Consider the following 22,103-nt stretch of genomic DNA (forward strand, 5'->3'; position numbering starts at 1 on the left):
CGAGTTTGATGCAACCTAGAAACTACACTGTGCAGTGTAATGTTCCGTTAATCCTGCGCATTGAAAAATAGAATCTCCGGCTGATGCGTGCGTGCTTTGGCCATTTATCGTCCCACCGTAGAAAACTGCGAATTGCGCGGTTTTTCTGGAGTCTTTCCTTCATGGCCAATTCAAACTCCTCAGTGGAAATCGCCATCCGACCTGAAGCTTCCCGTCAGGTAGAAGGGCATTTCCGAAACCACCAGCCGGTCCAGCGCGAAGGCTTTCGCAAAATGCTGCGCATCATGTGGAACATGATCTTCCACAAACCGCGCAGCACTCGGCCGAGCGCAGCGATCCCGGTACAAACCCTGACCCAGGCTGCGCTGATCGCCGCACCCAACCACAGCGTCTACCGCCTCGGTCATTCCACGGTCCTGCTCAAACTGCGGGACAAGTTCTGGATCACCGACCCGGTCTTCGCCGAGCGCGCCTCACCCGTGCAATGGGCCGGCCCCAAGCGTTTCCACCAGCCGCCGATCAGCCTGGAAGAATTGCCGCCGATTGAAGCGGTGATCCTGTCCCACGATCACTACGACCACCTCGATTATCAGGCCGTGCTCAAACTGGCAGAAAAGACCAAATACTTCCTCACCCCGTTGGGCGTCGGCGACACCCTGATCAAGTGGGGCATCGATGCCAGCAAAGTCCGTCAACTGGACTGGTGGCAGGGCACCGAAGTCGATGGCATTCAATTCATCGCCACACCGTCGCAACATTTTTCCGGCCGCGGCCTGTTCGATAGCAACAGCACGCTGTGGGCTTCGTGGGTGATGATCGAGGGCAACACCCGCATCTTCTTCAGCGGCGACACCGGCTACTTCGACGGCTTCAAACGCATCGGCGAACAGTACGGCCCGTTCGACCTGACCCTGATGGAAACCGGCGCCTACAACGTCGAATGGCCGCACGTGCACATGCAACCCGAACAAACCCTGCAAGCCCACATCGACCTCAAGGGTCGCTGGCTGCTACCGATCCATAACGGCACCTTCGACCTGTCCATGCACGCCTGGTACGAACCTTTCGATCGCATCCTGGCCTTGGCCTGGGAGCGGAATGTCTCGATCAGTACGCCGCAGATGGGTGAGGCGTTCAACGTGATGTATCCGCAGCGTGGGAGTGCGTGGTGGTTGGGGGTGGAGAATGTGGGGGATCAGGTGACGGCGTAGGTCGTGATGACGGGCCGCTTGCCATGAAAGCGGCCCGTGCGAGCACCTCACTCAACCATCGCATAATCCGCCCGCGCCACCGGGTTCGGCGTCGACCCTTTCACATTCATCCCTCGACCCGGTGCGAACCCGGGGAAGAACACCAGCCCCTCCGATTCAAATCGATACGCCAACGCCAGCCGCGTAACATCCAGCACATCACGCTCGGCCTCGAAACGCTCGATGGCGTCCACGGAAACCCCGGATTCCCGAGACAACTCTTCCACACTCCAACCCAGCATCGCTCGGGCCTGGGCGCTGTGGGCCGGGGTAAATTGGAAGAGGGCGATACGTTCCAGGGTGATTTTCATCGCAAGAGAGGCCATGGTGTTCTCCGGGCTCGAGAGTGCTGATTTAAAATGTACTGTGTTTTTGTACAGTTGTTTTGATCCCGGATCAAACGCATTTTTTGATTTCTGCTATTTCGCTGCAGTCATCCAGACGGACGGTGCCTGCCCCAGCACCCGGCGAAACATCGTCGAGAACGCCGCCGGGCTGTCGTAGCCGAAATCCAGGGCAATCCGCGTCACCGGCGTACCCACCGCCAGCCGCGCGAGGGCCAGCACCACGCAAGCTTGTTGCCGCCATTGGCTGAAACTCAGGCCGGTCTGTTGGCGGAACAGGCGATTAAAAGTGCGCAGGCTGATGTGCAACTGATCGGCCCAGTGCTGCGGCTCCTGATGGATGTTGGGTTGCTGCAGAAACGTCTGACACAACCCGAGTAATCGTCCTTCGACCGGCAGCGGAATGTGCAACGGCAGATGAGCACTGCGGGCCAGTTCGTGCAGCAACAAACTGATCAGCGCACCATCGCGGCTGGCCTCGTCGTAGGTTAGCGGAGCCTCCACCGCCTCCATCAGCAAGTGGCGCATCAACGGCGAGACATTGATTACTTGGCAGCGACTCCCCAGATCCACTGCCGTCGGCTCGATGTACAAACTCCGTGTACTCACCCCGAGCATCAACACCTCATGGGCCACCCCCGCCGGAATCCAGACTGCCCGCTGCGGTGGCACCACCCAATTGCCGTCGTGGGTGCTGACCTGCATCATCCCCGTCGCGCCGTATAGGAGTTGTGCCCGTCGATGTGTATGACGGGGCAACACATGGCCGTGGGAATAATCCGTACCGATAGCGACCACCGGGCGTTGCGTGTCGTCCAGCAGATTGATCGAAACATTGCGCATCGAGCGGTACTCGTGATTGGCGTAAGCGCGAACATTATTGGCTGACTTGCTGAAGCAGGCCAAGCCGCATCGCCTTATCGTCGACAACTCTCCAACGACGGACGATGCGCGATGTTCTATCTCTTATTGACACTCTTCGGCTGCATGACCGGCGTCACCGCCGTGCTGTTCGGATTCGGCGGCGGCTTCTTCGTGGTGCCGTTGCTCTATCGAATGCTCATGGTCAGCCACGGCGCCGATGACCCCATTGGCCAATCGGCGATGCACATTGCCGTGGCGACGTCGACCTGCGTGATGATCGTCAACGCCGTGATCGCCACCCGAAAACATCACCTCGCGGGTAATCTCATTCGCCATTATCTCTGGCCGTTAGGTGGGTTCATCGGCGTGGGGGCGATCATCGGCGCCGTCGCCGCGACGTGGGCCAATGGTGAGGTGATTCGGTATGCGTTTATCGCCTACCTGGGCATTACGATTCTGGACTGCTTGTTCAGACGCGGTTTTCTCACACAACCTGATAACCAAATCCCACGGCGGTTGCGGAGGACGGAGGTCTTTGGTGTAGGAATCGGCGCCATCGCAACGTTTCTCGGTGTCGGTGGCAGCGTCATGACCGTGCCGTTGCTCAGACGATGCGGCTTGAGCATGTCGCAAGTAACATCCATGGCCAATCCGTTGAGCTTGCCCGTGGCCCTGGCCGGGACGCTGACTTACATGGCGATGGCCGGGTTCGCCAAGTTTGATTTGGGGGCTTGGTTTATTGGGTATGTGGATGTGTTGGCATTCGTTCTACTGACGGCCGGATCGATCATCGGGATTCGGTTGGCGACGCCGTGGATCGGGCGGATACCGGATCGTATTCATGCGCGGGTTTATATCGGCTTGCTGGTGTTAGTGATGCTGAGTATGTGGGTCAAGTAAGGTTGGCGTGATCTGAGATTGCGGCATCGATTGTTCGACAGCTATTCGCCATAATCCGCGTCCATTACCAGCGAGCACGCGTTCGCCTCCTTCAAGGATGATTTGATGTTCAAAGGATTGTGTCGTCTGACTGGCGTTGTCGTACTCCTGTGCTCTACGTTTTCGTCCTCACTATGGGCTCAAGACAGCGCTCAGGTGTTCACCGGGACCTTGGGCAAAACGCCGATTGTGCTGGAGATGTACCCCGACACGGGGACCGGTCGTTACTTCTACCAGAAGTACCGCAAGGATCTGGTGCTCAACGGTAAAAAGGAAGGCGCAGCCCTTGTTCTTAAAGAGGGTGAAGAGCCTGACGGTGATGACCAACCGCACCCGACAATTCGCTTGCAGCCCAAGCCTGTTGGCTGGGCCGGTGAATGGATCAGCCCTGAAGGGAAAGTGCTGAAGATCGAGTTGGCGCCAGCCAAACTCCCACCGCTACCCGCCAATACTTTGCCCTATCTAGCGCGGCTCCATAATCAGGAACCTTATGAATTTCTGCGCCTTCAAGGTTTGAATCTCAAACAAGGTAAGACAGAGACCTTTAGTGGCTACTCGTTGCAATGGTGGAGTGAGCCGCAAACAAAGTTGGCAATATTTGAAGTCGTTTCCGGCTACACCCCTGAAGCGCGCGATCGCATTAATCAGCGGTTGATGGAACGTTTGTGGCGGGAAGTGGTGGGGTACTACGGGTGTCTCGCTGGCGGTAGCAATACGTCCCTTATCCAAACAGTCAAACCGCTGATGATCACCCCATCGGTTATCAGTGTGAACGTCGAAACCGAAGGTCGCTGTGGCGGCCAGCACCCGGATTACAGCGAGTCTCCCATCAACCTGGATGCCAAAACCGGAAAGTCCCTGACACTGGAGGACGCACTCTGGGTCGGGCAGGGCAAACCACTGCATTACGAAGAGCTGAATGACGACCAGACCCAGGAGGCACACGCAGCCTATTCCGAGTACCGCACCAATGAACTTGGACCTTGGCTAGTTGAGCAGTTGCATAAGCTTCATCCCGATCAGATACCTGGCAGCGATGAGAACTGTGCTTACGGCGAAGTCATCCGGTGGCAGCTTCCTACTTGGTATTTCACGGAAAAGGGAATCAGGTTAGAGCCTTACTTCTCTCATGCGGAAGCGCCGTGTGGGCATGTGGAGTGGAGTGTTTTGCCTTATAGCCTCGTTAAGCAACACCCCGGTGGTGTGGCGCTGCAATTGCCTTAAAACGGTGTACGGTCTTTGACCCAAGGAAGATTTGATGTTGAAGGGATTGTGTCGTTTTACCGGAGTTGTCGCGCTCGTGTGCTCAACGTTTTCGTCTGCGCTTCGGGCTGACAACAGCACACAGGTCTACACCGGGACCTTGGGTAAAACGCCGATTGTGCTAGAGGTGAATCCCGACACTGGCGACGGACGTTACTTCTACCAAAAGTACCGCAAGGACTTGGTTCTCAGCGGTACGAAAGAAGGGGAAATGCTCGTACTGGAAGAGGGGGACGAGACTCAGCCTCACCCGAGCATGCGCCTGCAACCCACGCCGGATGGCTGGTCTGGCGAGTGGACCAGTGCCGAGGGCAAAGTGCTGAAAGTGGAGTTGCAGCAAGCCAAACTTGCTCCAGTCCCCGCCGATACCTTGCCCTATCTCGTCCAGCTTCATGACAAGTGGCCCTACGAGTATCTGCGCTTGCTAGGTCTGAAACTGAAGCAAGGCCAGACTGAAAACTTCATGGGCTACACACTGCAATGGTGGAGCGAGCCGCAATCAAAAATACAGCTGTTTGAAGTGGTTTCGGGTTATTCCGGGCAAGCGCGTGAGCGTATTAATCAGCAATTGATGGCGCGTTTGTGGCGAGGCGTCACAGGGTATTTCGAATGCGCCAACGACTATACAGCGACCAATTACGATCAACTGAGCCAGCCTATGTGGATGACGACCTCTGTGATGAGCACCGTTATCTCAACCGACTCCTACTGCGGCGGTTCTTTATCTGACCAAGATAATGAGGCGCTCAATTTCGACGCAAAAACAGGCAACGCTCTGACGCTTGAGGATGTGCTGTGGGTGGGGCAGGGCAAGCCACTGCATTTCGAGCGCAACTATTATCAGGATGATTCCTCCCAAGCGTGGTCCGACTATCGCACTGAAGAATGGACGCCCTGGCTCTTAGCGCAGTTGCTCAGGCTCTATCCCAATGAAATGACGGCAAAGCCAGAAACAGAAGACAACGATTGCCGCTACAACAGTGAGGACCCGTGGAGTTATCCGGGTTGGTACTTCACTGAAAAAGGCATCAAGTTAGCGCCGTCCTATATGCACTCGGCCGCGGCATGCCGAAATACTGGCTGGAGCGTCCTGCCCTACAGCGTCGTCAAACAACACCCCGGCGGCATAGCGCTGCAATTGCCTTAAGACGGTATGCGATCATTTACCCAAGGATTAGCTGATGTTCAAAGGATTGAGTCGTTTGACTGGCGTTGTCATGCTGGCCTGCCTGGTGATTTCTACTGCGGCGCGGGCAGAGGTGGGCAAGCAGATTTACAGCGGAACACTAGGCTCTTCGCCCATTGTGTTGGAGCTGAACACCGACGACCCCAATGAGGTGAGTGGCCGCTACTTCTACCAAAAATACCGCAGGGACTTGCTGCTCAGCGGCGCCAAGGACGGTACTGAACTGAACCTCCATGAGAGCCGCGACCTCAACAATCACGGTACATCGCTTCCCAGTATCCATCTGCGGCCCACACCCCACGGCTGGTCCGGGGAGTGGACCAGCCCCGAAGGCAAAGTCCTGAAGATAGCGCTGGAGCAAGCCAAACTCTCACCAATCCCGTCCGACACCTTGCCCTACCTCGCCACACTTCATGACGCGGCGCCTTACGACTTCCTGCGCCTGCAAGGCATGAAACTCAAACAAGGCAAAACCGAAGTGTTCATGGGCTACACGCTCCAATGGTGGAGCGAGCCGCAATCAAAAATGCAGTTGTTTGAAGTGGTTTCGGGTTACCCCGCGGAACAGCGTCGGCGCATTAATCAACAATTGATGGGACGTTTGTGGCAGCAAGTCGTTAACTTTCACGAGTGTCTCACTGGGTACGGCATGACCAACTACAGCCAAAAGGCAGACCCACTGTGGATGTCGCCCTCGGTGCTAAGTGTGAACATCAATGCCGAGACCAATTGTGGTGGTAACTATTCAGATGAGAACGACGTGCCGTTCAATCTCGATGCCAAAACCGGCAAGGCCTTGGCGCTGGAAGACGTGCTAAGAATCGGTCAGGGCGAGCCGCAAGCACTGGCGCCGTGGCTAGTGGCGCAGCTAAGTGCGCTCTATCCCGATGAGGTCACCACAGCGACTGATCGTAATGACAGTTGCGCCTATGACGAAGAACAGCCGTGGCGTTCACCGTCCTGGTACTTCACCGACAAAGGCATCAAGTTACTGCCATCCTTTCCTCACAACGAAACCATGTGCCGAAGCGTGGAGTGGAGCGTTCTGCCGTACAACCTGATTACACAACACCCAGGCGGCGTACCCCTGCAATTACCTTGAACTGCACACCGCCATTTCCCACACTCTTATCCAAGGAAGATTTGATGTTTAAAGGTCTGTCGCGGCTCGTATCCTGCGCCGCTTTGTTACTTACGCTGGTCTCAACCGCCCATGCCGAATTCGGCGGGCAGGTGTTCACTGGCACCCTGGGCAAGATGCCGATTGTCGTGGAACTGAATACCCGCGACGCGAGCGAAGTGACTGGTCGCTATTTCTACGAGAAATTCCATCGGGATCTGGAGCTGAGCGGGACGTTGCAGGACAAGACCCTCACGCTCAACGAGGGCAACAATCGCTACGGCGAGGACAAGCCCCTGCCGACCCTGACGCTGAACCAAACCGCCAGCGGCTGGCAGGGTGAATGGACAAGCCCCAAGGGCAAATCCCTGCCGGTGAAATTGACTGAGGCTGAACCCAAAACGCCAGCGGCGGATGCTTTGCCCTTCATCGCCGCGTTGCCGAAAAGCGATCCATACGAATATTTGCGCCTGCAAGGGCTGAAGCTCAAGCCGGGCAAGAAAGAATCACTGATGGGCTACAACCTGCAATGGTGGACTGAGCCGGAGTCGAAGATTTCGATGTTCAGCGTCGAGTCCGGCTACCCGAAGGCTGATCAGGATCGAGTCAATCAGCAGTTGTTAGGACGCCTGTGGAGCGAGGTCATCAGCTATCACGGCTGCCAGTTGCAGGGCGGCGAGAACGTCGAGTTTAACCAGCATGTCGAACCGGCGTTGCTGTCACCGGACGTGGTCAGCCTGAACATCTCCACCAGCTATTACTGTGGCGGCGCCCATCCGGACTTCGGAGACTCACCGATCAACCTAGACGTACACACCGGCCATACCTTGTCCCTGGAAGATGTGCTGTGGGTGGGCGAGGATAAACCGCTGCTGCATGCCGACCGCGACAATGCTGGCGATACACCCCTGACGAAGGAAGAGGACGAAACGCGCTCGCGCTACCAGCGCGAAGTGTTCGTGCCGTGGCTGATCAAACAACTTACTGCGCTATACCCAGACGAAATGAAAAAACCGGCTGAAGGCGACGAAGACGGCTGCGACTTTACCGACGAAAGTGTCTGGGGTTACTCGTCCTGGCGCTTCACCCCGAAAGGCCTGTACCTCGGCGCCTACTTCGCCCGAGTGCAGCGTGCGTGCGATGCACCAGACTGGCCAGTGCTGCCGTACTCTTTAATCAAACAGCACCCCGGCGCAGTCGAACTGGGATTGCCCAAGGATTAATCGCTATTCCAGTCCCGGCGCTTCCCGAACAATAAAGTGATCCAGGCTCTCGATATTCGCACTGAACACCCCGAACGTATGTTCGGGGTTTTTCTTGCTTGGCACCTGCTTCAACTCCGGCGTCACGCCATAGAAGAAACAGAACAACTCCTTCCCGCTCTCGATAGCGTGCTTGATCTCTTCCAGGAACGCCTTGCGCTTGCGGTAGTTATCGATCAACTTCTTGCTCAAGTAAACATTCACTGAATAAGGCTTCTTCTTCGCCTCGTCCGCTTGCTTGAACCAGACCTTCTGTTCGAAGTCGATGCGAAAGCTCTGGGTGTAATCCTTGATTTCCTTGATCTTGCCCCAGTAAATCAGCCCCTTGTTGTCCTGCAGATACTCGATCTTCTTGAAGAACGACCCATAAGGCGCCGTGTGCTCGCCAATCTTCAACGGCATGCGCTTGAGCAACTCCTTGTCCTCGAAGTTCGACACAAAACACTCCACCGGGTGGGCGAAGACACTGGTCTTGTCCGGTGCTGTTTCACGGCTCGGGTGTTCTGTGTTGCTAGCCGCAGTGGTTGGCTTCGGATCTTCCCGCAGCACATCCGCCGCCACCGCCGGGCTCGACGGCTTGCGCACATACTCACGCCGAGTCAGTAACAATTCCGACGGGAAATGCTCCTCGCGACCGTCATCCGTTTCCGCCCCGTCCGCCTCAAGCCCCGACGCCGGCGTCTTCAAACTGACATAAGGACAATCCGCCACATGCCGCGTGCTGGGCGTGTTCTTGAAGTGCGGGGTGCGAACGTAATTCACATTCTTGGCGTTGAACGTCGTCAACACATTCGCCGCATCGAAGGCCGCTCTGCAGGCGTCATTGGGACACTGGAAGTGTTCCTTGGCGGAATCGAACTCCATCGTCTCGTCAAAATTCAAATCCCGCACGTCATAGATCGACAGCTTATCGTCGAGGCTGAGGCAGTAGGCGAGGTCGAATTTCATGGTGGGCTCGGGTCCTTGAGGGGGGAGTGGTATTAATAGCGGGAGGTGGAGTGGGTTACCAGTAATGTATCTCTCCACCCAACATCAAGAGCACTGCCATGATTCCGAGGCTTCCAAAACAAAACGGCAGAATGGTAAGCACCAACTGAATAACGATCGCAATTTTAAAACCGCCGGACACGCCATAACGCTTCCAATATAGGGCGTGTAGAACCATCGTTAGTGCGTTCGCCACCCAAACCGCGCCAATCGCCATGATTTCGTTTTTTTGAGCAATACGCAGGGCCATAAGGAGCAGGCCAAAAAAGACGATGAGACAAGAGGAGATCAGGAGTCGGGATGGCCCGGGATTGGTTGAGTCAGCCGTTGGTCGTTGCATGCGGTGTTCGTCCATGAGTGTGTTCGAAAGCTATCGAGCCACAGTAAATATTGTCCATAAAATTTCTGGATGATGAGAAACCAGTGAAGTACTGCTGGAGCGGTTCGCGATTACTCACGCTCCAGCCGCTTCACCCTCGTATAAAGCTCCAAGGTAAAGACTTCCCTGTCGTTCGAATGATGACAACGTCGATGGCAATTCGGGCAAAGTGCGACGGCATTGCTCGTCCGATCCGAACCTTTCTGCGCCAAATGTTTAACGTGATGGACTTCAAGAAACGGCGACCCGTCTGTCTCAAACGGTGCAGGCTGACCGCAGCCCTCACAGATACCTTTAGCTTCCTGCCGAACCCAGGCTCTGACTTCCGGATCGCGAATGTAAGCAACTCTGCTGGAAACAGCTTGCTTGGGTTTCAAGATCCCTTTTGGTGTGTTCTCAAACGGCTTCTGCTCAAGAGCAATCGCACGACGCTCAAGAGTGTCTTCGTCGGCAGACGGTTCAAAGTCGTCAGAGGCAAGTGCTTCGCGAATGCCTCGTTCGACATTGGCGCCCACATTCGTCGCAGGTTTGTATCCCACAATCCAATTACGCCCCATCCGTTGCAAGACGGTGGATATGTTGCGCATCCGGAACTCAACAGAACCTTCGGTGCGATCTGCCAATGGACCCTGACGAAGCAAGCGATTCTCTAGCGCTTTATTGAATTTTTGCCCTTTCTGCTCAAGAGCAAGCATCGTCAGATAGGCACCGACTGACGCCTTTATCTCCGCCTCGCTCCAATCTTCGTTCTTCTTTCCAATGTCCATACAATCGCCGAGGGTTGAAAACCCTCGGACGATACTGAGTGGCCATTACAACTGTCTACGAAAATTCCTACAGAAAAGACCGACGCTTCGCGCAATCGGTCCTACAAAGACGCCACCGCACTAACCCACAGATTGCTTCGAAGACTGAAAAGCCTCCACGACCCTCCGCCACCAAGGCTTAACCACCGGCATCCGTCGCCGCGTGCGATTGAGCAGCAGATAAGGCATGTCCCGCAGCCGAATCCAACCTTCATCCTGCCAATGCAACAGACTCAACGACATCTCCGGCCAGTCCAACAAACTCAGCATCGGCCGATCAGAGTTCTTCGACTGCCCCGCATCACGCAAGGCTGGCACCACTTGATGCGTCAGCCATTCACGCAACAACCGATTCCCCGGCGCGTAGTGATAGACCAGCAATGCATACACGCCAGACTCACTGAGCATCAACCGCTTTTCTGGTTGGCCGTGGTAGTCGATAAGCAATGTGTGCCGCTGATCCTCGTCCAGTTTGCTGACGACTCGATCATTCAGATGAAATCCCATTAAGCGTCCCAGATCGCGGGCACAGAACCATGGCTGATTTTCTAGGAGGAGGGCGTGAAGATTAAGGTTTTGGCGGATGAAGACCGTGGGGATGAACGGATCAAGCATGACCGATCTCCGAAAATGCAGGAGAGCGGAATGGTTTTTGAGTGGGCATATCCTTTACCTCTACGAATGAAATTGGACAGAGCCAAAACCCGACGTAGAGGACGTAAGAAATCCCAACAGCAGACTCTTTCACACAAGGTCGCGTATTTGTCTCTGAGACAACGCGTGGGTCTGTGTAAGTAAGTCAGCTTCTACGTTGGGCGTTTCTTAGGCACCTGGATTCAGCTTAGAGGTGCATTGACTTGGCATCAATCGGGAAAGGGCTGGAAGTGCTGTAGGAGTTGTAGCGAAGTGATGTAGGGGTGAAAAAGGGTTTCTTCTAGGCAATAAAAAGCCCCGATTAGATCGGGGCTTTCAGGTTTTCGATTAGCCTGAGGAGTTAATCCCAGCTAAGCGCACCACCGGTTTGGTACTCGATCACACGAGTCTCAAAGAAATTCTTCTCTTTCTTCAAGTCCATAATCTCGCTCATCCAAGGGAACGGGTTAGTCGTCCCTGGATACTCTTCTTTAAGACCGATCTGCGACAAACGACGGTTAGCGATAAATTTGAGGTAGTCCTCCATCATCGCCGCATTCATCCCCAACACCCCACGAGGCATGGTGTCCCGTGCGTATTCGATCTCCAGCTGAGTCCCCTGCAGAATCATCTGCGAGGCTTCTTCCTTCATCTCAGCATCCCACAAGTGCGGGTTTTCGATTTTGATCTGGTTGATCACGTCGATGCCGAAGTTCAGGTGCATGGATTCGTCGCGCAGGATGTATTGGAACTGCTCGGCGACGCCGGTCATTTTGTTGCGACGGCCCATGGAGAGGATTTGGGTGAAGCCGCAGTAGAAGAAGATGCCTTCCAGGACGCAGTAGTAGGCGATCAGGTTGCGCAGCAGTTCTTTGTCGGTTTCGACGGTGCCGGTTTCGAACTTCGGATCGGAGATCGAACGGGTGTACTTCAGGCCCCAGGTGGCTTTTTTCGCGACCGATGGGATCTCGTGGTACATGTTGAAGATTTCGCCTTCATCCATGGCCAGCGATTCGATGCAGTACTGGTAGGCGTGGGTGTGGATCGCTTCTTCGAAAGCCTGGCGCAGGATGTACTGGCGGCATTCCGGGTTGGTGATCAGGCGGTACACGGCCAGGACCAGGTTGTTGGCAACCAGGGAGTCGGCGGTGGAGAAGAAGCCGAGGTTGCGCATGACGATGCGGCGCTCGTCGTCGGTCAGGCCTTCCGGGTCTTTCCAGAGGGCGATGTCGGCGGTCATGTTGACTTCTTGCGGCATCCAGTGGTTTGCGCAACCGTCCAGGTACTTCTGCCAGGCCCAGTCGTACTTGAAAGGTACGAGTTGGTTGAGGTCGGCGCGGCAGTTGATCATGCGCTTTTCATCGACAGCGACACGGGCGGAGGCGCCTTCGAGTTCGGCCAGGCCTTCGGCAACGTCGAGGTTGTCCAAGGCAGCCTTGGCACGAGCGATTGCAGCGGAGTCAGTGGCGGTCACGGCACGCGCTTCTTGGGCGGCAACACCGCCAGCGGTGTCGAGGCGGTCCATGTTGGCTTCAGTCGCGTGGCCGGCGTTTGCGCCTTTTACTGCCACTTCGCCCGTGTCTTCTTTGTCGAATTCGTCCCAGCTCAGCATGACGTGTCGTCTCCTGCGTGAGGGCCAGTTGCCCGTGTGATGAGTTTTCACACGGTCGTACCGACCGCGTTGGATCTAAAGGAATCGTTTTTTGCAGCAGCTATACGCAGGCATCAAACAGAATTTTGTCCGGGTTCCGAAGCCCCTGATGGGCGCAGAGAAAATGAATCGCTTCTGCATGGGCTTCGGACTGGCTGCTTACCCCTGTAAGGGAATATTGCAGGCCCGTTTAAGGCCGCATTATAGGGAAAAAAACAGGGCTGTGGTGCGACGAAATGGCACTGAGAACGGACGGCGGGGGCGGTTTTTTGATCGGAGCGAGGGTTTACAGGGCTTTGGCTGGGTATCGCAGTCGCAGTTTTTTTTTCATAATTTTTGGCGGGCTGGATTTTTGTTCAAAAAATAGCCAGAAAATCGGGTTTTTCACTATATGTAGTGTTTCAAGAGGCTTTTCGATGGCCCCAGACACAACTAAGCCCGACCGGAGTCGGGCCCTAATGTCGCGTTCAGCCATCAGCTGAGGCGAGCAGCCCCGACGTGATCGGCGCCATCGGCAGCGACCTTGGCGGCGCCAACGTGATCAGCACCGTCAGAAGCGACAGGCGCACCGCTGGTAAAAGCTGCCGAACCGGTGCGGTCGTAGCCATCAGCAGCGAAAGCGCTACCGGCCAGTACGGAAAGGGTCAGGGCGATGATCAGTTTGGTTTTCATATGAATGACTCCAGGTGCGTGGGGGATTAACCGTTAGTGCAGCCATTACCCATGACGCTATAACGCAAGATGTGGCGTTGACCTTTGGAGTCGTCGTATTCCATTTTCATCGGAACCACTTCGCACACATTCGGGACTTCGCTCATGGACACGATGTTGGCGATGTCCAGATGGGTGGAGTACGTGTATTCCTCTACTACGGGTTGCTGCTGCGCGACATCAGTCGGCACCTCGTCTGCCATGGCGGTTGCGCACAGACTGCTGAGGGCCAGAACTAATAAAGCTTTCATTTCAAATTTACCTTTCTAAAGTCGTGAGGGATCACGCAATCCTTTTGAGATTGCGTGTGGAACTTCAGTACTTGGTTGTTTGATTAACTGCCTTCGTGGGGGCTGCAACTTGGTTAATCAGGTTTGCCTTGTTGGCGAGGCTGATTTTAGGCGTGGGGGTTACATTCATATACCCATGGTTTTGATAAACACCTTTCGCAATTCCCGTAACAATCGCCTTGAAGATCAAAAGATCGCAGGCTTCGCCAGCTCCTACGGGGGGCGGAGGTGCCCGAATTACACGGGTTTCAGCAGCCAGCGAGGGGAACCAAGACGTTTTGTAGGGGCTTGTTACTACCATCGTCGAATGGTTCTATAGGCCCGGCCCGGCTACAACAGGGTCATACAAAAACAACTATTCCACCGAGGTAAGAAAGATGAGTGCGGCTTCTCTGTATCCCGTTCGTCCCGAGGTAGCAGCCAATACGCTGACTGACGAGGCCACCTATAAGGCCATGTACCAGCAGTCGGTCGTCAACCCGGATGGCTTCTGGCGCGAACAAGCCAAGCGCCTCGACTGGATCAAGCCTTTCACCACGGTGAAACAGACGTCCTTCGACGATCACCATGTCGACATCAAGTGGTTCGCCGACGGCACGCTGAACGTTTCCTACAACTGCCTCGACCGTCATCTGGCCGAGCGCGGCGATCAAATCGCGATTATCTGGGAAGGGGATGACCCTGCCGAGAGCCGCAACATCACCTACCGCGAGCTGCACGAACAAGTCTGCAAGTTCGCCAACGCCTTGCGCGGCCAGGATGTGCACCGCGGCGACGTGGTGACTATCTATATGCCGATGATCCCCGAAGCCGTGGTCGCCATGTTGGCTTGCACCCGGATCGGCGCGATTCACTCGGTGGTGTTCGGTGGTTTCTCGCCGGAAGCCCTGGCTGGTCGCATCATCGACTGCCGTTCCAAAGTGGTGATCACCGCTGACGAAGGCATTCGTGCCGGCAAAAAAATCTCGCTCAAGACCAACGTCGACGACGCGCTGACCAACCCGGAAACCAGCAGCATCCAGAAAGTCATCGTGTGCAAGCGCACCGGTGGCGACATCAAGTGGAACCAGCATCGCGACATTTGGTACGAAGACCTGATGAAAGTGGCGGGCAGTGTTTGCGCGCCGAAAGAGATGGGCGCTGAAGAAGCGCTGTTCATCCTTTATACCTCCGGTTCGACCGGTAAGCCGAAGGGGGTGCAGCACACCACCGCCGGCTACCTGTTGTACGCGGCGATGACTCACGAGCGCGTGTTCGATTACCGTCCAGGCGAAGTCTATTGGTGCACCGCCGACGTCGGTTGGGTCACCGGCCACAGTTACATCGTCTACGGCCCGCTGGCCAATGGCGCGACCACGCTGCTGTTCGAAGGTGTGCCGAACTACCCGGACATCACCCGGGTGGCGAAAATTGTCGACAAGCATAAGGTCAACATCCTCTACACCGCACCAACGGCGATCCGCGCGATGATGGCGTCGGGCAAGGCCGCCGTTGAAGGCGCTGATGGCAGCAGCCTGCGCCTGCTCGGTTCGGTGGGTGAGCCGATCAATCCGGAAGCGTGGGATTGGTACTACAAGAACGTCGGCCAGTCCCGTTGCCCGATCGTCGATACCTGGTGGCAGACCGAAACGGGCGGCAACATGATGAGCCCGCTACCGGGTGCGCACGCGCTCAAGCCGGGTTCTGCTGCACGTCCGTTCTTCGGCGTGGTGCCAGCGTTGGTGGATAACCTGGGCAACATTATCGAAGGTGTTGCCGAGGGCAACCTGGTGATTCTCGATTCGTGGCCAGGCCAGGCGCGCACGCTGTATGGCGACCATGACCGCTTCGTCGATACCTACTTCAAGACGTTCCGTGGCATGTACTTCACCGGTGACGGTGCGCGTCGTGACGAGGACGGTTACTACTGGATTACCGGTCGCGTGGATGACGTGCTCAACGTGTCCGGCCACCGCATGGGCACCGCCGAGATCGAAAGCGCGATGGTTGCCCACCCGAAAGTCGCTGAGGCGGCGGTGGTCGGTGTGCCGCACGACATCAAGGGGCAGGGCATTTATGTCTACGTCACCCTGATCGGTGGCGAAGAGCCGAGCGAGCAATTACGCCTGGAGCTGAAAAACTGGGTGCGTAAAGAGATCGGCCCGATTGCTTCGCCGGATGTCATCCAGTGGGCGCCGGGGCTGCCGAAAACCCGTTCGGGCAAGATCATGCGCCGGATTCTGCGCAAGATTGCGACGGCGGAATACGACGGGTTGGGGGATATCTCCACCCTGGCGGATCCGGGTGTGGTGCAGCATTTGATTGATACGCATAAGACGATGAACGTCGCTTAAGTCGCGTTCGGTGTCATGGAAACCCCGCCAGGTGTTGCGCCTGGTGGGGTTTTTTATTGGCTGATGGTTTTGTGTTGATAGCGCTGGCCTCTTCGCGAGCAAGCCCGCTCCCACAGGGGATCTTCAGCGAACATAAATTGAGCGAACAACACAGAACCACTGTGGGAGCGGGCTTGCCCGCGAAGGCGATCTGCCAGACGCCACATAAACAACGGCCAATAATTATCGGCATCACATGTAGGCGATTTCCTACTGTTACCTGCCCTCGCGAAAGTAACTGAATGTGTAACCTCTCGCCCAACGACGGGGCATTGGGAAACGCAAAGCCCCGTTTCAGGGCCTCTGAACCACCCATGAAAAATAAGACACAACGCTACGCTTGCCGGATTAGAAGGGTTTGCCAATAATAGGCCCGCAATTTGCAGCATAGATCGGTTCACAATCTTTTGCTCTTGCATGAAATTGCAAGGCTGTCAACGTGCCCAAGTGGCTTTCTCAGTGCATCTGTAATTTGTTGTCGCATTGAAGAAATATCGGCTTCGGGCCTGTCGTTAGAATGCCGATCACTCGCTCGTCGTTGCTCGCGTTGAAAATAACGCGGGTTTCCCAGGACGCAGCATCGCTTTGCGGTTTAACCCATTCGCATATTGGGCTTGTGCTCACTCTGCCGTTTTTGCCCTTTACCGATGGAGTCCCAAGATGAAGAAACTTGTGCTGCTTGGCGCCCTGGCACTGTCCGTGCTGTCCCTGCCGACGTTCGCTGATGAAAAGCCTCTTAAGATCGGTATCGAAGCGGCCTATCCTCCGTTTGCCTCCAAGGCACCGGACGGCAGCATCGTTGGTTTCGACTACGACATCGGCAACGCTCTGTGCGAGCAGATGCAGGTCAAGTGCGTCTGGGTCGAGCAAGAGTTCGACGGTCTGATCCCTGCACTCAAAGTGCGCAAGATCGACGCGATCCTGTCGTCCATGTCGATCACTGAAGATCGCAAGAAGTCCGTGGACTTCACCAACAAGTACTACAACACCCCGGCTCGCCTGGTCATGAAGGCCGGCACTCAGGTCAGCGAAGGTTTGACCGAGCTCAAGGGCAAGAACATCGGCGTGCAACGTGGTTCGATCCACGAGCGTTTCGCCCGCGAAGTCCTGGCCCCGCTGGGTGCCGAGATCAAGCCTTACGGTTCGCAGAACGAAATCTACCTCGACGTGGCCGCTGGCCGCCTCGACGGCACCGTGGCAGACGCTACGCTGCTGGATGACGGTTTCCTGAAAACTGACGCCGGCAAAGGTTTCGCCTTCGTTGGCCCGGCCTTCACCGACGTCAAATACTTCGGCGACGGCGTAGGTATCGCGGTTCGTAAAGGCGATGCACTGAAAGACAAGATCAACGGTGCGATCACCGCCATTCGCGAGAACGGCAAATACAAGCAAATCCAGGACAAGTACTTCGCCTTCGATATCTACGGCAAGTAACACGTCCCAGCGACAAGTCCGAAATGGCGCAAGCAACAGGATCTCTGAGGTTTGCGCCATTTTTTCATCCCAACTTTCGAGGACCTGAATCATGTTGAAAGGCTACGGGGCTGTCATCCTCGATGGCGCATGGCTGACGCTTCAGCTCGCCTTGTCGTCCATGGTCTTGGCCATCGTTCTGGGTCTGATCGGCGTTTCGCTGCGTCTGTCCCCGATCCGCTGGCTGGCCTGGCTGGGCGACCTGTATTCCACGGTGATCCGCGGCATTCCCGACCTGGTACTGATCCTGCTGATTTTCTACGGTGGTCAGGACCTGCTCAACCGCGTCGCACCGATGCTCGGCTTTAACGACTACATCGACCTGAACCCGTTGGCCGCCGGTATCGGCACCCTCGGTTTCATCTTCGGTGCGTACCTGTCGGAAACCTTCCGTGGCGCCTTCATGGCAATCCCGAAAGGTCAGGCAGAAGCCGGCATGGCCTACGGCATGAGCAGTTTTCAGGTGTTCTTCCGAGTGTTGGTGCCGCAGATGATTCGCTTGGCGATTCCGGGTTTCACCAACAACTGGCTGGTACTGACCAAGGCCACCGCGCTGATTTCCGTGGTCGGTCTGCAAGACATGATGTTCAAGGCCAAGCAGGCGGCAGATGCCACCCGCGAGCCTTTCACCTTCTTCCTCGCAGTGGCGGCGATGTACCTGGTGATCACCAGTGTCTCGTTGCTGGCACTGCGTCACCTTGAGAAGCGCTACTCGGTAGGCGTAAGGGCGGCTGATCTATGATCTTCGACTACAACGTCATTTGGGAGTCCCTGCCGCTGTACTTCGGCGGCCTGGTGACCACCCTCAAATTGCTCGCGCTGTCGCTGTTTTTCGGTCTGCTGGCGGCCTTGCCGCTGGGGCTGATGCGCGTTTCCAAGAACGCCGTCGTCAACATGACGGCCTGGCTGTTCACCTATGTGATTCGCGGCACGCCGATGCTGGTGCAGCTGTTTTTGATCTACTACGGTTTGGCGCAATTCGAAGCAGTGCGTGAAAGCTTCCTGTGGCCATGGCTGTCCAGCGCGACGTTCTGTGCGTGTCTGGCCTTTGCGATCAACACCAGCGCCTACACCGCCGAAATTATCGCCGGTAGCCTGCGCGCTACGCCAAATGGCGAGATCGAAGCGGCCAAGGCCATGGGCATGTCGCGCTACAAAATGTACAAGCGCATCCTGTTGCCATCGGCCCTGCGCCGGGCGCTGCCGCAGTACAGCAACGAAGTGATTATGATGCTGCAGACCACCAGTCTGGCGTCCATCGTGACCCTGATTGACATCACCGGCGCCGCGCGCACGGTTAACGCTCAGTTCTACCTGCCGTTCGAAGCCTATATCACCGCCGGTGTGTTCTACCTGTGCCTGACCTTCATCCTGGTCAAGCTGTTCAAACTGGCCGAGCGCCGCTGGCTGGGCTATATGGCCCCGCGGAAGCACTGATATGGAACGCATCGATCACGTATTGCCGTGGAGCCACTTGGGCAGCGAACGCCAGATTTCGGTGTTCCGCTTCGGGATCGGCGAGCGCAAGGCCTACATCCAGGCCAGCCTGCACGCCGATGAACTGCCGGGAATGCGCACCGCCTGGGAGCTGAAAAAGCGTCTGACCGAGCTCGAAGCCCAAGGCTTGCTCAACGGTGTGATTGAACTGGTGCCGGTGGCCAACCCGCTGGGCCTCGGCCAACTGCTGCAAGGCAATCATCAAGGGCGTTTCGAGGCAGGCAGCGGCAAGAACTTCAACCGTGATTTCGTCGAGCTCAGCGCGCCAGTGGCCGCCGAGTTGGAAGGGCGTCTGGGGGATGATCCGCATGCCAATATCCGCTTGATCCGTCAGGCCATGAGCGATCATCTGGCGACATTGCCAGCGGCGAGCAGCCAGTTGCAAGGCATGCAGCGCATCTTGCTCAGTCACGCCTGCACCGCCGACGTCGTGCTGGATTTGCATTGCGATGCCGAAGCCGCGCTGCACATGTACGCCTTGCCGCAACACTGGCCGCAATGGCGTTCGCTGGCTGCGCACCTGGATGTGAAGGTGGGTTTGCTGGCGGAAGATTCCGGCGGCAGCTCCTTCGATGAAGCCTGTTCGCTGCCGTGGTTGCGTCTGTCGCGCCACTTCCCGGATGCGCAGATTCCATTGGCGTGCCTGGCGACCACCATTGAATTGGGTGGTCAGGCCGACACCGGTCGCCCGCAAGCTGAATTCCAGGCCGAAGGCATTCTGGCGTTCCTGGCCGAGCAAGGCCTGATCAGCGGCGAGTGGCCGAAACCGGCACACGAAGCCTGTGAAGGCATGCCGTTCGAAGGCACCGAATTGTTGTTCGCACCGCACCCTGGTGTGGTGAGTTTCCTGCGTAAACCCGGCGAGTGGATCGAAGCCGGCGATGAGATTTTCGAAGTGATCGATCCGTTGGCGGATCGGGTCAGCACGGTGTGTGCTGGTACGTCCGGGGTGCTGTTTGCCATTGAACGGCTACGTTATGCCCAACCCGGTTTCTGGCTGGCCAAGGTGGCGGGGCGCGAAGCGCTGCGTCACGGGCGCTTGCTCAACGACTGACTGACTGTTTTTGTGAGAACCGACCGCATGTACAAACTTGAAGTCCAAGACCTGCATAAACGCTATGGCAGTCACGAAGTGCTCAAGGGCGTGTCCCTGAAAGCGGCGGCTGGCGATGTGATCAGCATCATCGGCTCCAGTGGCTCCGGCAAAAGTACCTTCCTGCGCTGCATCAACCTGCTCGAGCAGCCGCACGCGGGCAAGATCCTGCTCAACAACGAAGAGCTGAAACTGGTTTCGAACAAGGACGGCGCGCTGAAGGCGGCTGACCCGAAACAGCTGCAGCGCATGCGTTCGCGCCTGTCGATGGTGTTCCAGCATTTCAACCTGTGGTCGCACATGACCGCGCTGGAAAACATCATGGAAGCGCCGGTCCATGTGCTCGGCATGTCCAAGGCCGAGGCCCGTGAAAAGGCTGAGCACTACCTGAACAAGGTCGGTGTGGCGCATCGTAAAGATGCGTACCCGGGCCACATGTCCGGCGGCGAACAGCAGCGCGTGGCGATTGCCCGTGCGCTGGCGATGGAACCCGAAGTGATGCTGTTCGACGAACCGACCTCGGCCCTCGACCCGGAACTGGTGGGCGACGTGCTGAAAGTCATGCAGGCCCTGGCGCTGGAAGGCCGGACCATGGTGGTGGTGACCCACGAAATGGGTTTCGCCCGTGAAGTGTCGAACCAACTGGTGTTCCTGCACAAAGGCATCGTCGAAGAAAGCGGCAACCCGCGTGAGGTGCTGGTCAATCCACAGTCCGAACGCTTGCAACAATTCCTCTCGGGCAGCCTGAAGTAAACCGAACTCCCGCTGCGCACCGTGTAGGAGCTGTCGAGTGAAACGAGGCTGCGATCTTTTGATCTTGATTGTTCAAATCAAAAGATCGCAGCCTCGTTTCACTCGACAGCTCCTACAGGGGGAGGCAACAAACCGGATCCCACATTCAGATTTCGGTTGGGTTTTGAGATTTGCGTTCATTTACGGGCTAGCATTGGCCCATGCCTTCATCACTGTTTGAGTTTCGGATTGCCCACCATGACTGCCCATCGAATTGGTTTCCTGATTTGGCCCAGCACTAAAGCTCTGACGCTTGCGCTGGCTGAGGAGGCCTTGCGTGTTGCCCAGCGTGTGCATCCGGACGTTGTCTACGAACTGTCGTTCTTGCAGGCCGAACCGCCGACCGAAGGTGCCTGGCAATTGCCCGGTGAACCGTGGGCCGGCAAGCTCGAAAACTTCCAGAAGTTGTTTCTGCTCGCCGATGAGCCGCCGACCGCGCTCGCGCCGGCCCTCAGCAGTTCGCTGAAACAACTGGTGCGTGCCGGTTGCGTGATCGGTGGCTTGTCCGCAGGGGTTTATCCGTTGGCGCAGCTCGGTTTGCTCGACGGTTATCGGGCTGCCGTGCATTGGCGCTGGCAGGACGATTTCGCCGAGCGCTTCCCGAAAGTCATCGCCACCAGTCATCTGTTCGACTGGGATCGTGATCGCCTGACCGCGTGCGGTGGCCTGTCGGTACTCGACTTGCTGCTGGCAGTATTGGCTCGCGACCACGGCGCCGAACTGGCCGGTGCAGTGTCGGAAGAACTGGTGGTCGAACGCATCCGCGAGGGTGGCGAACGCCAGCGCATTCCGCTGCAAAACCGTCTCGGCTCCAGCCATCCAAAGCTCACCCAAGCGGTGCTGCTGATGGAAGCCAACATCGAAGAACCCCTGACCACCGACGAAATCGCCCAGCACGTGTGCGTGTCCCGTCGGCAGTTGGAGCGAATCTTCAAGCAATACCTCAACCGTGTGCCGAGCCAGTACTACCTGGAGCTGCGCCTGAACAAGGCCCGGCAGATGTTGATGCAAACCAGCAAGTCGATCATCCAGATCGGCCTGTCCTGTGGCTTCTCGTCGGGGCCGCACTTCTCCAGCGCCTACCGCAACTTCTTCGGCGCCACGCCGCGGGAAGATCGCAACCAGCGGCGTAGCAGCAGCCCGTTCGAATTGTCGTCGGTGCCTTCAGAGCGCGGTTGATCTGACGTCCCA

The 22,103-nt window shown here is 56.7% G+C and carries 21 protein-coding genes and 1 pseudogene; 13 read left to right on the forward strand and 9 right to left on the reverse strand.

All coding sequences use genetic code 11. The annotated features are described in order from the left end of the window. Positions 1-161 precede the first annotated feature (161 nt). On the forward strand, positions 162-1,211 hold the full coding sequence (locus NK667_RS02770; protein ID WP_054044803.1) for an MBL fold metallo-hydrolase: 1,050 nt from the start codon (positions 162-164) through the stop codon (positions 1,209-1,211). Positions 1,212-1,258: 47 nt separating this feature from the next. Here NK667_RS02770 and NK667_RS02775 read toward each other — a convergent pair whose 3' ends face one another. Then, entirely contained in the window at positions 1,259-1,576 is a 318-nt protein-coding gene (locus tag NK667_RS02775) for a helix-turn-helix domain-containing protein (protein ID WP_054613790.1), read from the reverse strand. 93 nt (positions 1,577-1,669) lie between these two features. After that, entirely contained in the window at positions 1,670-2,437 is a 768-nt protein-coding gene (locus tag NK667_RS02780) for an AraC family transcriptional regulator (RefSeq protein WP_054613791.1), read from the reverse strand. A 111-nt stretch (positions 2,438-2,548) separates the two neighbouring features. Here NK667_RS02780 and NK667_RS02785 point away from each other — a divergent pair, with 111 nt between their 5' ends. The 5 genes from NK667_RS02785 to NK667_RS02805 all read left to right on the forward strand — a co-directional run bounded on the left by NK667_RS02785 (position 2,549) and on the right by NK667_RS02805 (position 8,189). Then, positions 2,549-3,358 carry a sulfite exporter TauE/SafE family protein gene (locus tag NK667_RS02785; RefSeq protein WP_054613792.1) on the forward strand — a complete coding sequence of 270 codons (810 nt, stop codon included), beginning with the start codon at positions 2,549-2,551 and terminating at the stop codon, positions 3,356-3,358. A 105-nt stretch (positions 3,359-3,463) separates the two neighbouring features. Further along, on the forward strand, positions 3,464-4,621 hold the full coding sequence (locus tag NK667_RS02790) for a hypothetical protein (protein WP_054613793.1): 1,158 nt from the start codon (positions 3,464-3,466) through the stop codon (positions 4,619-4,621). Positions 4,622-4,655: 34 nt separating this feature from the next. After that, on the forward strand, positions 4,656-5,807 hold the full coding sequence (locus NK667_RS02795; RefSeq protein ID WP_054613794.1) for a hypothetical protein: 1,152 nt from the start codon (positions 4,656-4,658) through the stop codon (positions 5,805-5,807). A gap of 34 nt (positions 5,808-5,841) precedes the next feature. Next, positions 5,842-6,948, forward strand: a complete 1,107-nt coding sequence (locus tag NK667_RS02800) for a hypothetical protein (protein WP_054613795.1) — start codon at positions 5,842-5,844, stop codon at positions 6,946-6,948. A 44-nt stretch (positions 6,949-6,992) separates the two neighbouring features. Next, positions 6,993-8,189: a hypothetical protein gene (locus NK667_RS02805; protein ID WP_054613796.1), complete on the forward strand. Its 1,197-nt coding sequence runs from the start codon at positions 6,993-6,995 to the stop codon at positions 8,187-8,189. 3 nt (positions 8,190-8,192) lie between these two features. Here the strand turns inward: NK667_RS02805 and NK667_RS02810 are convergent, their stop codons facing one another. The 7 genes and pseudogenes from NK667_RS02810 to NK667_RS02840 all read right to left on the reverse strand — a co-directional run bounded on the left by NK667_RS02810 (position 8,193) and on the right by NK667_RS02840 (position 13,646). Further along, entirely contained in the window at positions 8,193-9,176 is a 984-nt protein-coding gene (locus tag NK667_RS02810) for a hypothetical protein (protein WP_054613797.1), read from the reverse strand. Positions 9,177-9,231: 55 nt separating this feature from the next. Next, positions 9,232-9,555: a hypothetical protein gene (locus NK667_RS02815; protein ID WP_054613798.1), complete on the reverse strand. Its 324-nt coding sequence runs from the start codon at positions 9,553-9,555 to the stop codon at positions 9,232-9,234. Positions 9,556-9,665: 110 nt separating this feature from the next. Beyond that, positions 9,666-10,361, reverse strand: a complete 696-nt coding sequence (locus NK667_RS02820; protein ID WP_054613799.1) for an HNH endonuclease — start codon at positions 10,359-10,361, stop codon at positions 9,666-9,668. A 120-nt stretch (positions 10,362-10,481) separates the two neighbouring features. After that, the gene (locus NK667_RS02825; RefSeq protein WP_054613800.1) at positions 10,482-11,015 is read right to left on the reverse strand and encodes a BRO-N domain-containing protein; all 534 of its coding nucleotides are present in this window, start codon (positions 11,013-11,015) and stop codon (positions 10,482-10,484) included. Positions 11,016-11,394: 379 nt separating this feature from the next. Next, a complete protein-coding gene (locus NK667_RS02830) occupies positions 11,395-12,645 on the reverse strand; it encodes a ribonucleotide-diphosphate reductase subunit beta (protein WP_054044782.1) in 1,251 nt (416 codons plus the stop codon). 516 nt (positions 12,646-13,161) lie between these two features. Continuing rightward, positions 13,162-13,356 (reverse strand): annotated as a pseudogene (locus NK667_RS02835) (hypothetical protein); the annotation flags it as partial. 26 nt (positions 13,357-13,382) lie between these two features. Beyond that, a complete protein-coding gene (locus tag NK667_RS02840) occupies positions 13,383-13,646 on the reverse strand; it encodes a DUF2790 domain-containing protein (protein WP_054044779.1) in 264 nt (87 codons plus the stop codon). A gap of 416 nt (positions 13,647-14,062) precedes the next feature. On the opposite strand from NK667_RS02840, the gene acs reads away from it, so the two are divergent. The 7 genes from acs (at position 14,063) to argR (ending at position 22,091) form a co-directional block, all read left to right on the forward strand. Next, entirely contained in the window at positions 14,063-16,018 is a 1,956-nt protein-coding gene (acs, locus tag NK667_RS02845; protein WP_054613802.1) for an acetate--CoA ligase, read from the forward strand. Between the two features lie 699 nt (positions 16,019-16,717). Then, complete coding sequence (locus NK667_RS02850; protein WP_054044774.1) at positions 16,718-17,491, forward strand: ABC transporter substrate-binding protein; 774 nt, start codon at positions 16,718-16,720, stop codon at positions 17,489-17,491. 91 nt (positions 17,492-17,582) lie between these two features. Beyond that, complete coding sequence (locus NK667_RS02855) at positions 17,583-18,272, forward strand: ABC transporter permease (RefSeq protein ID WP_054044772.1); 690 nt, start codon at positions 17,583-17,585, stop codon at positions 18,270-18,272. Next, on the forward strand, positions 18,269-18,967 hold the full coding sequence (locus NK667_RS02860; RefSeq protein WP_054044770.1) for an ABC transporter permease: 699 nt from the start codon (positions 18,269-18,271) through the stop codon (positions 18,965-18,967). Before NK667_RS02855 ends, NK667_RS02860 begins: the two co-directional genes overlap by 4 nt. Before the next feature lies 1 nt (position 18,968). Continuing rightward, a complete protein-coding gene (locus NK667_RS02865) occupies positions 18,969-20,081 on the forward strand; it encodes a M14 family metallopeptidase (protein ID WP_054613803.1) in 1,113 nt (370 codons plus the stop codon). 27 nt (positions 20,082-20,108) lie between these two features. After that, positions 20,109-20,873, forward strand: a complete 765-nt coding sequence (locus tag NK667_RS02870) for an ABC transporter ATP-binding protein (RefSeq protein WP_054044765.1) — start codon at positions 20,109-20,111, stop codon at positions 20,871-20,873. A 237-nt stretch (positions 20,874-21,110) separates the two neighbouring features. Next, positions 21,111-22,091, forward strand: coding sequence for a transcriptional regulator ArgR (argR, locus tag NK667_RS02875; protein WP_054044763.1), 981 nt, complete (start codon positions 21,111-21,113; stop codon positions 22,089-22,091). The last annotated feature ends 12 nt before the right edge of the window (positions 22,092-22,103 follow it).

The organism is Pseudomonas nunensis, from assembly GCF_024296925.1.
Lineage (GTDB): Bacteria > Pseudomonadota > Gammaproteobacteria > Pseudomonadales > Pseudomonadaceae > Aquipseudomonas > Aquipseudomonas nunensis.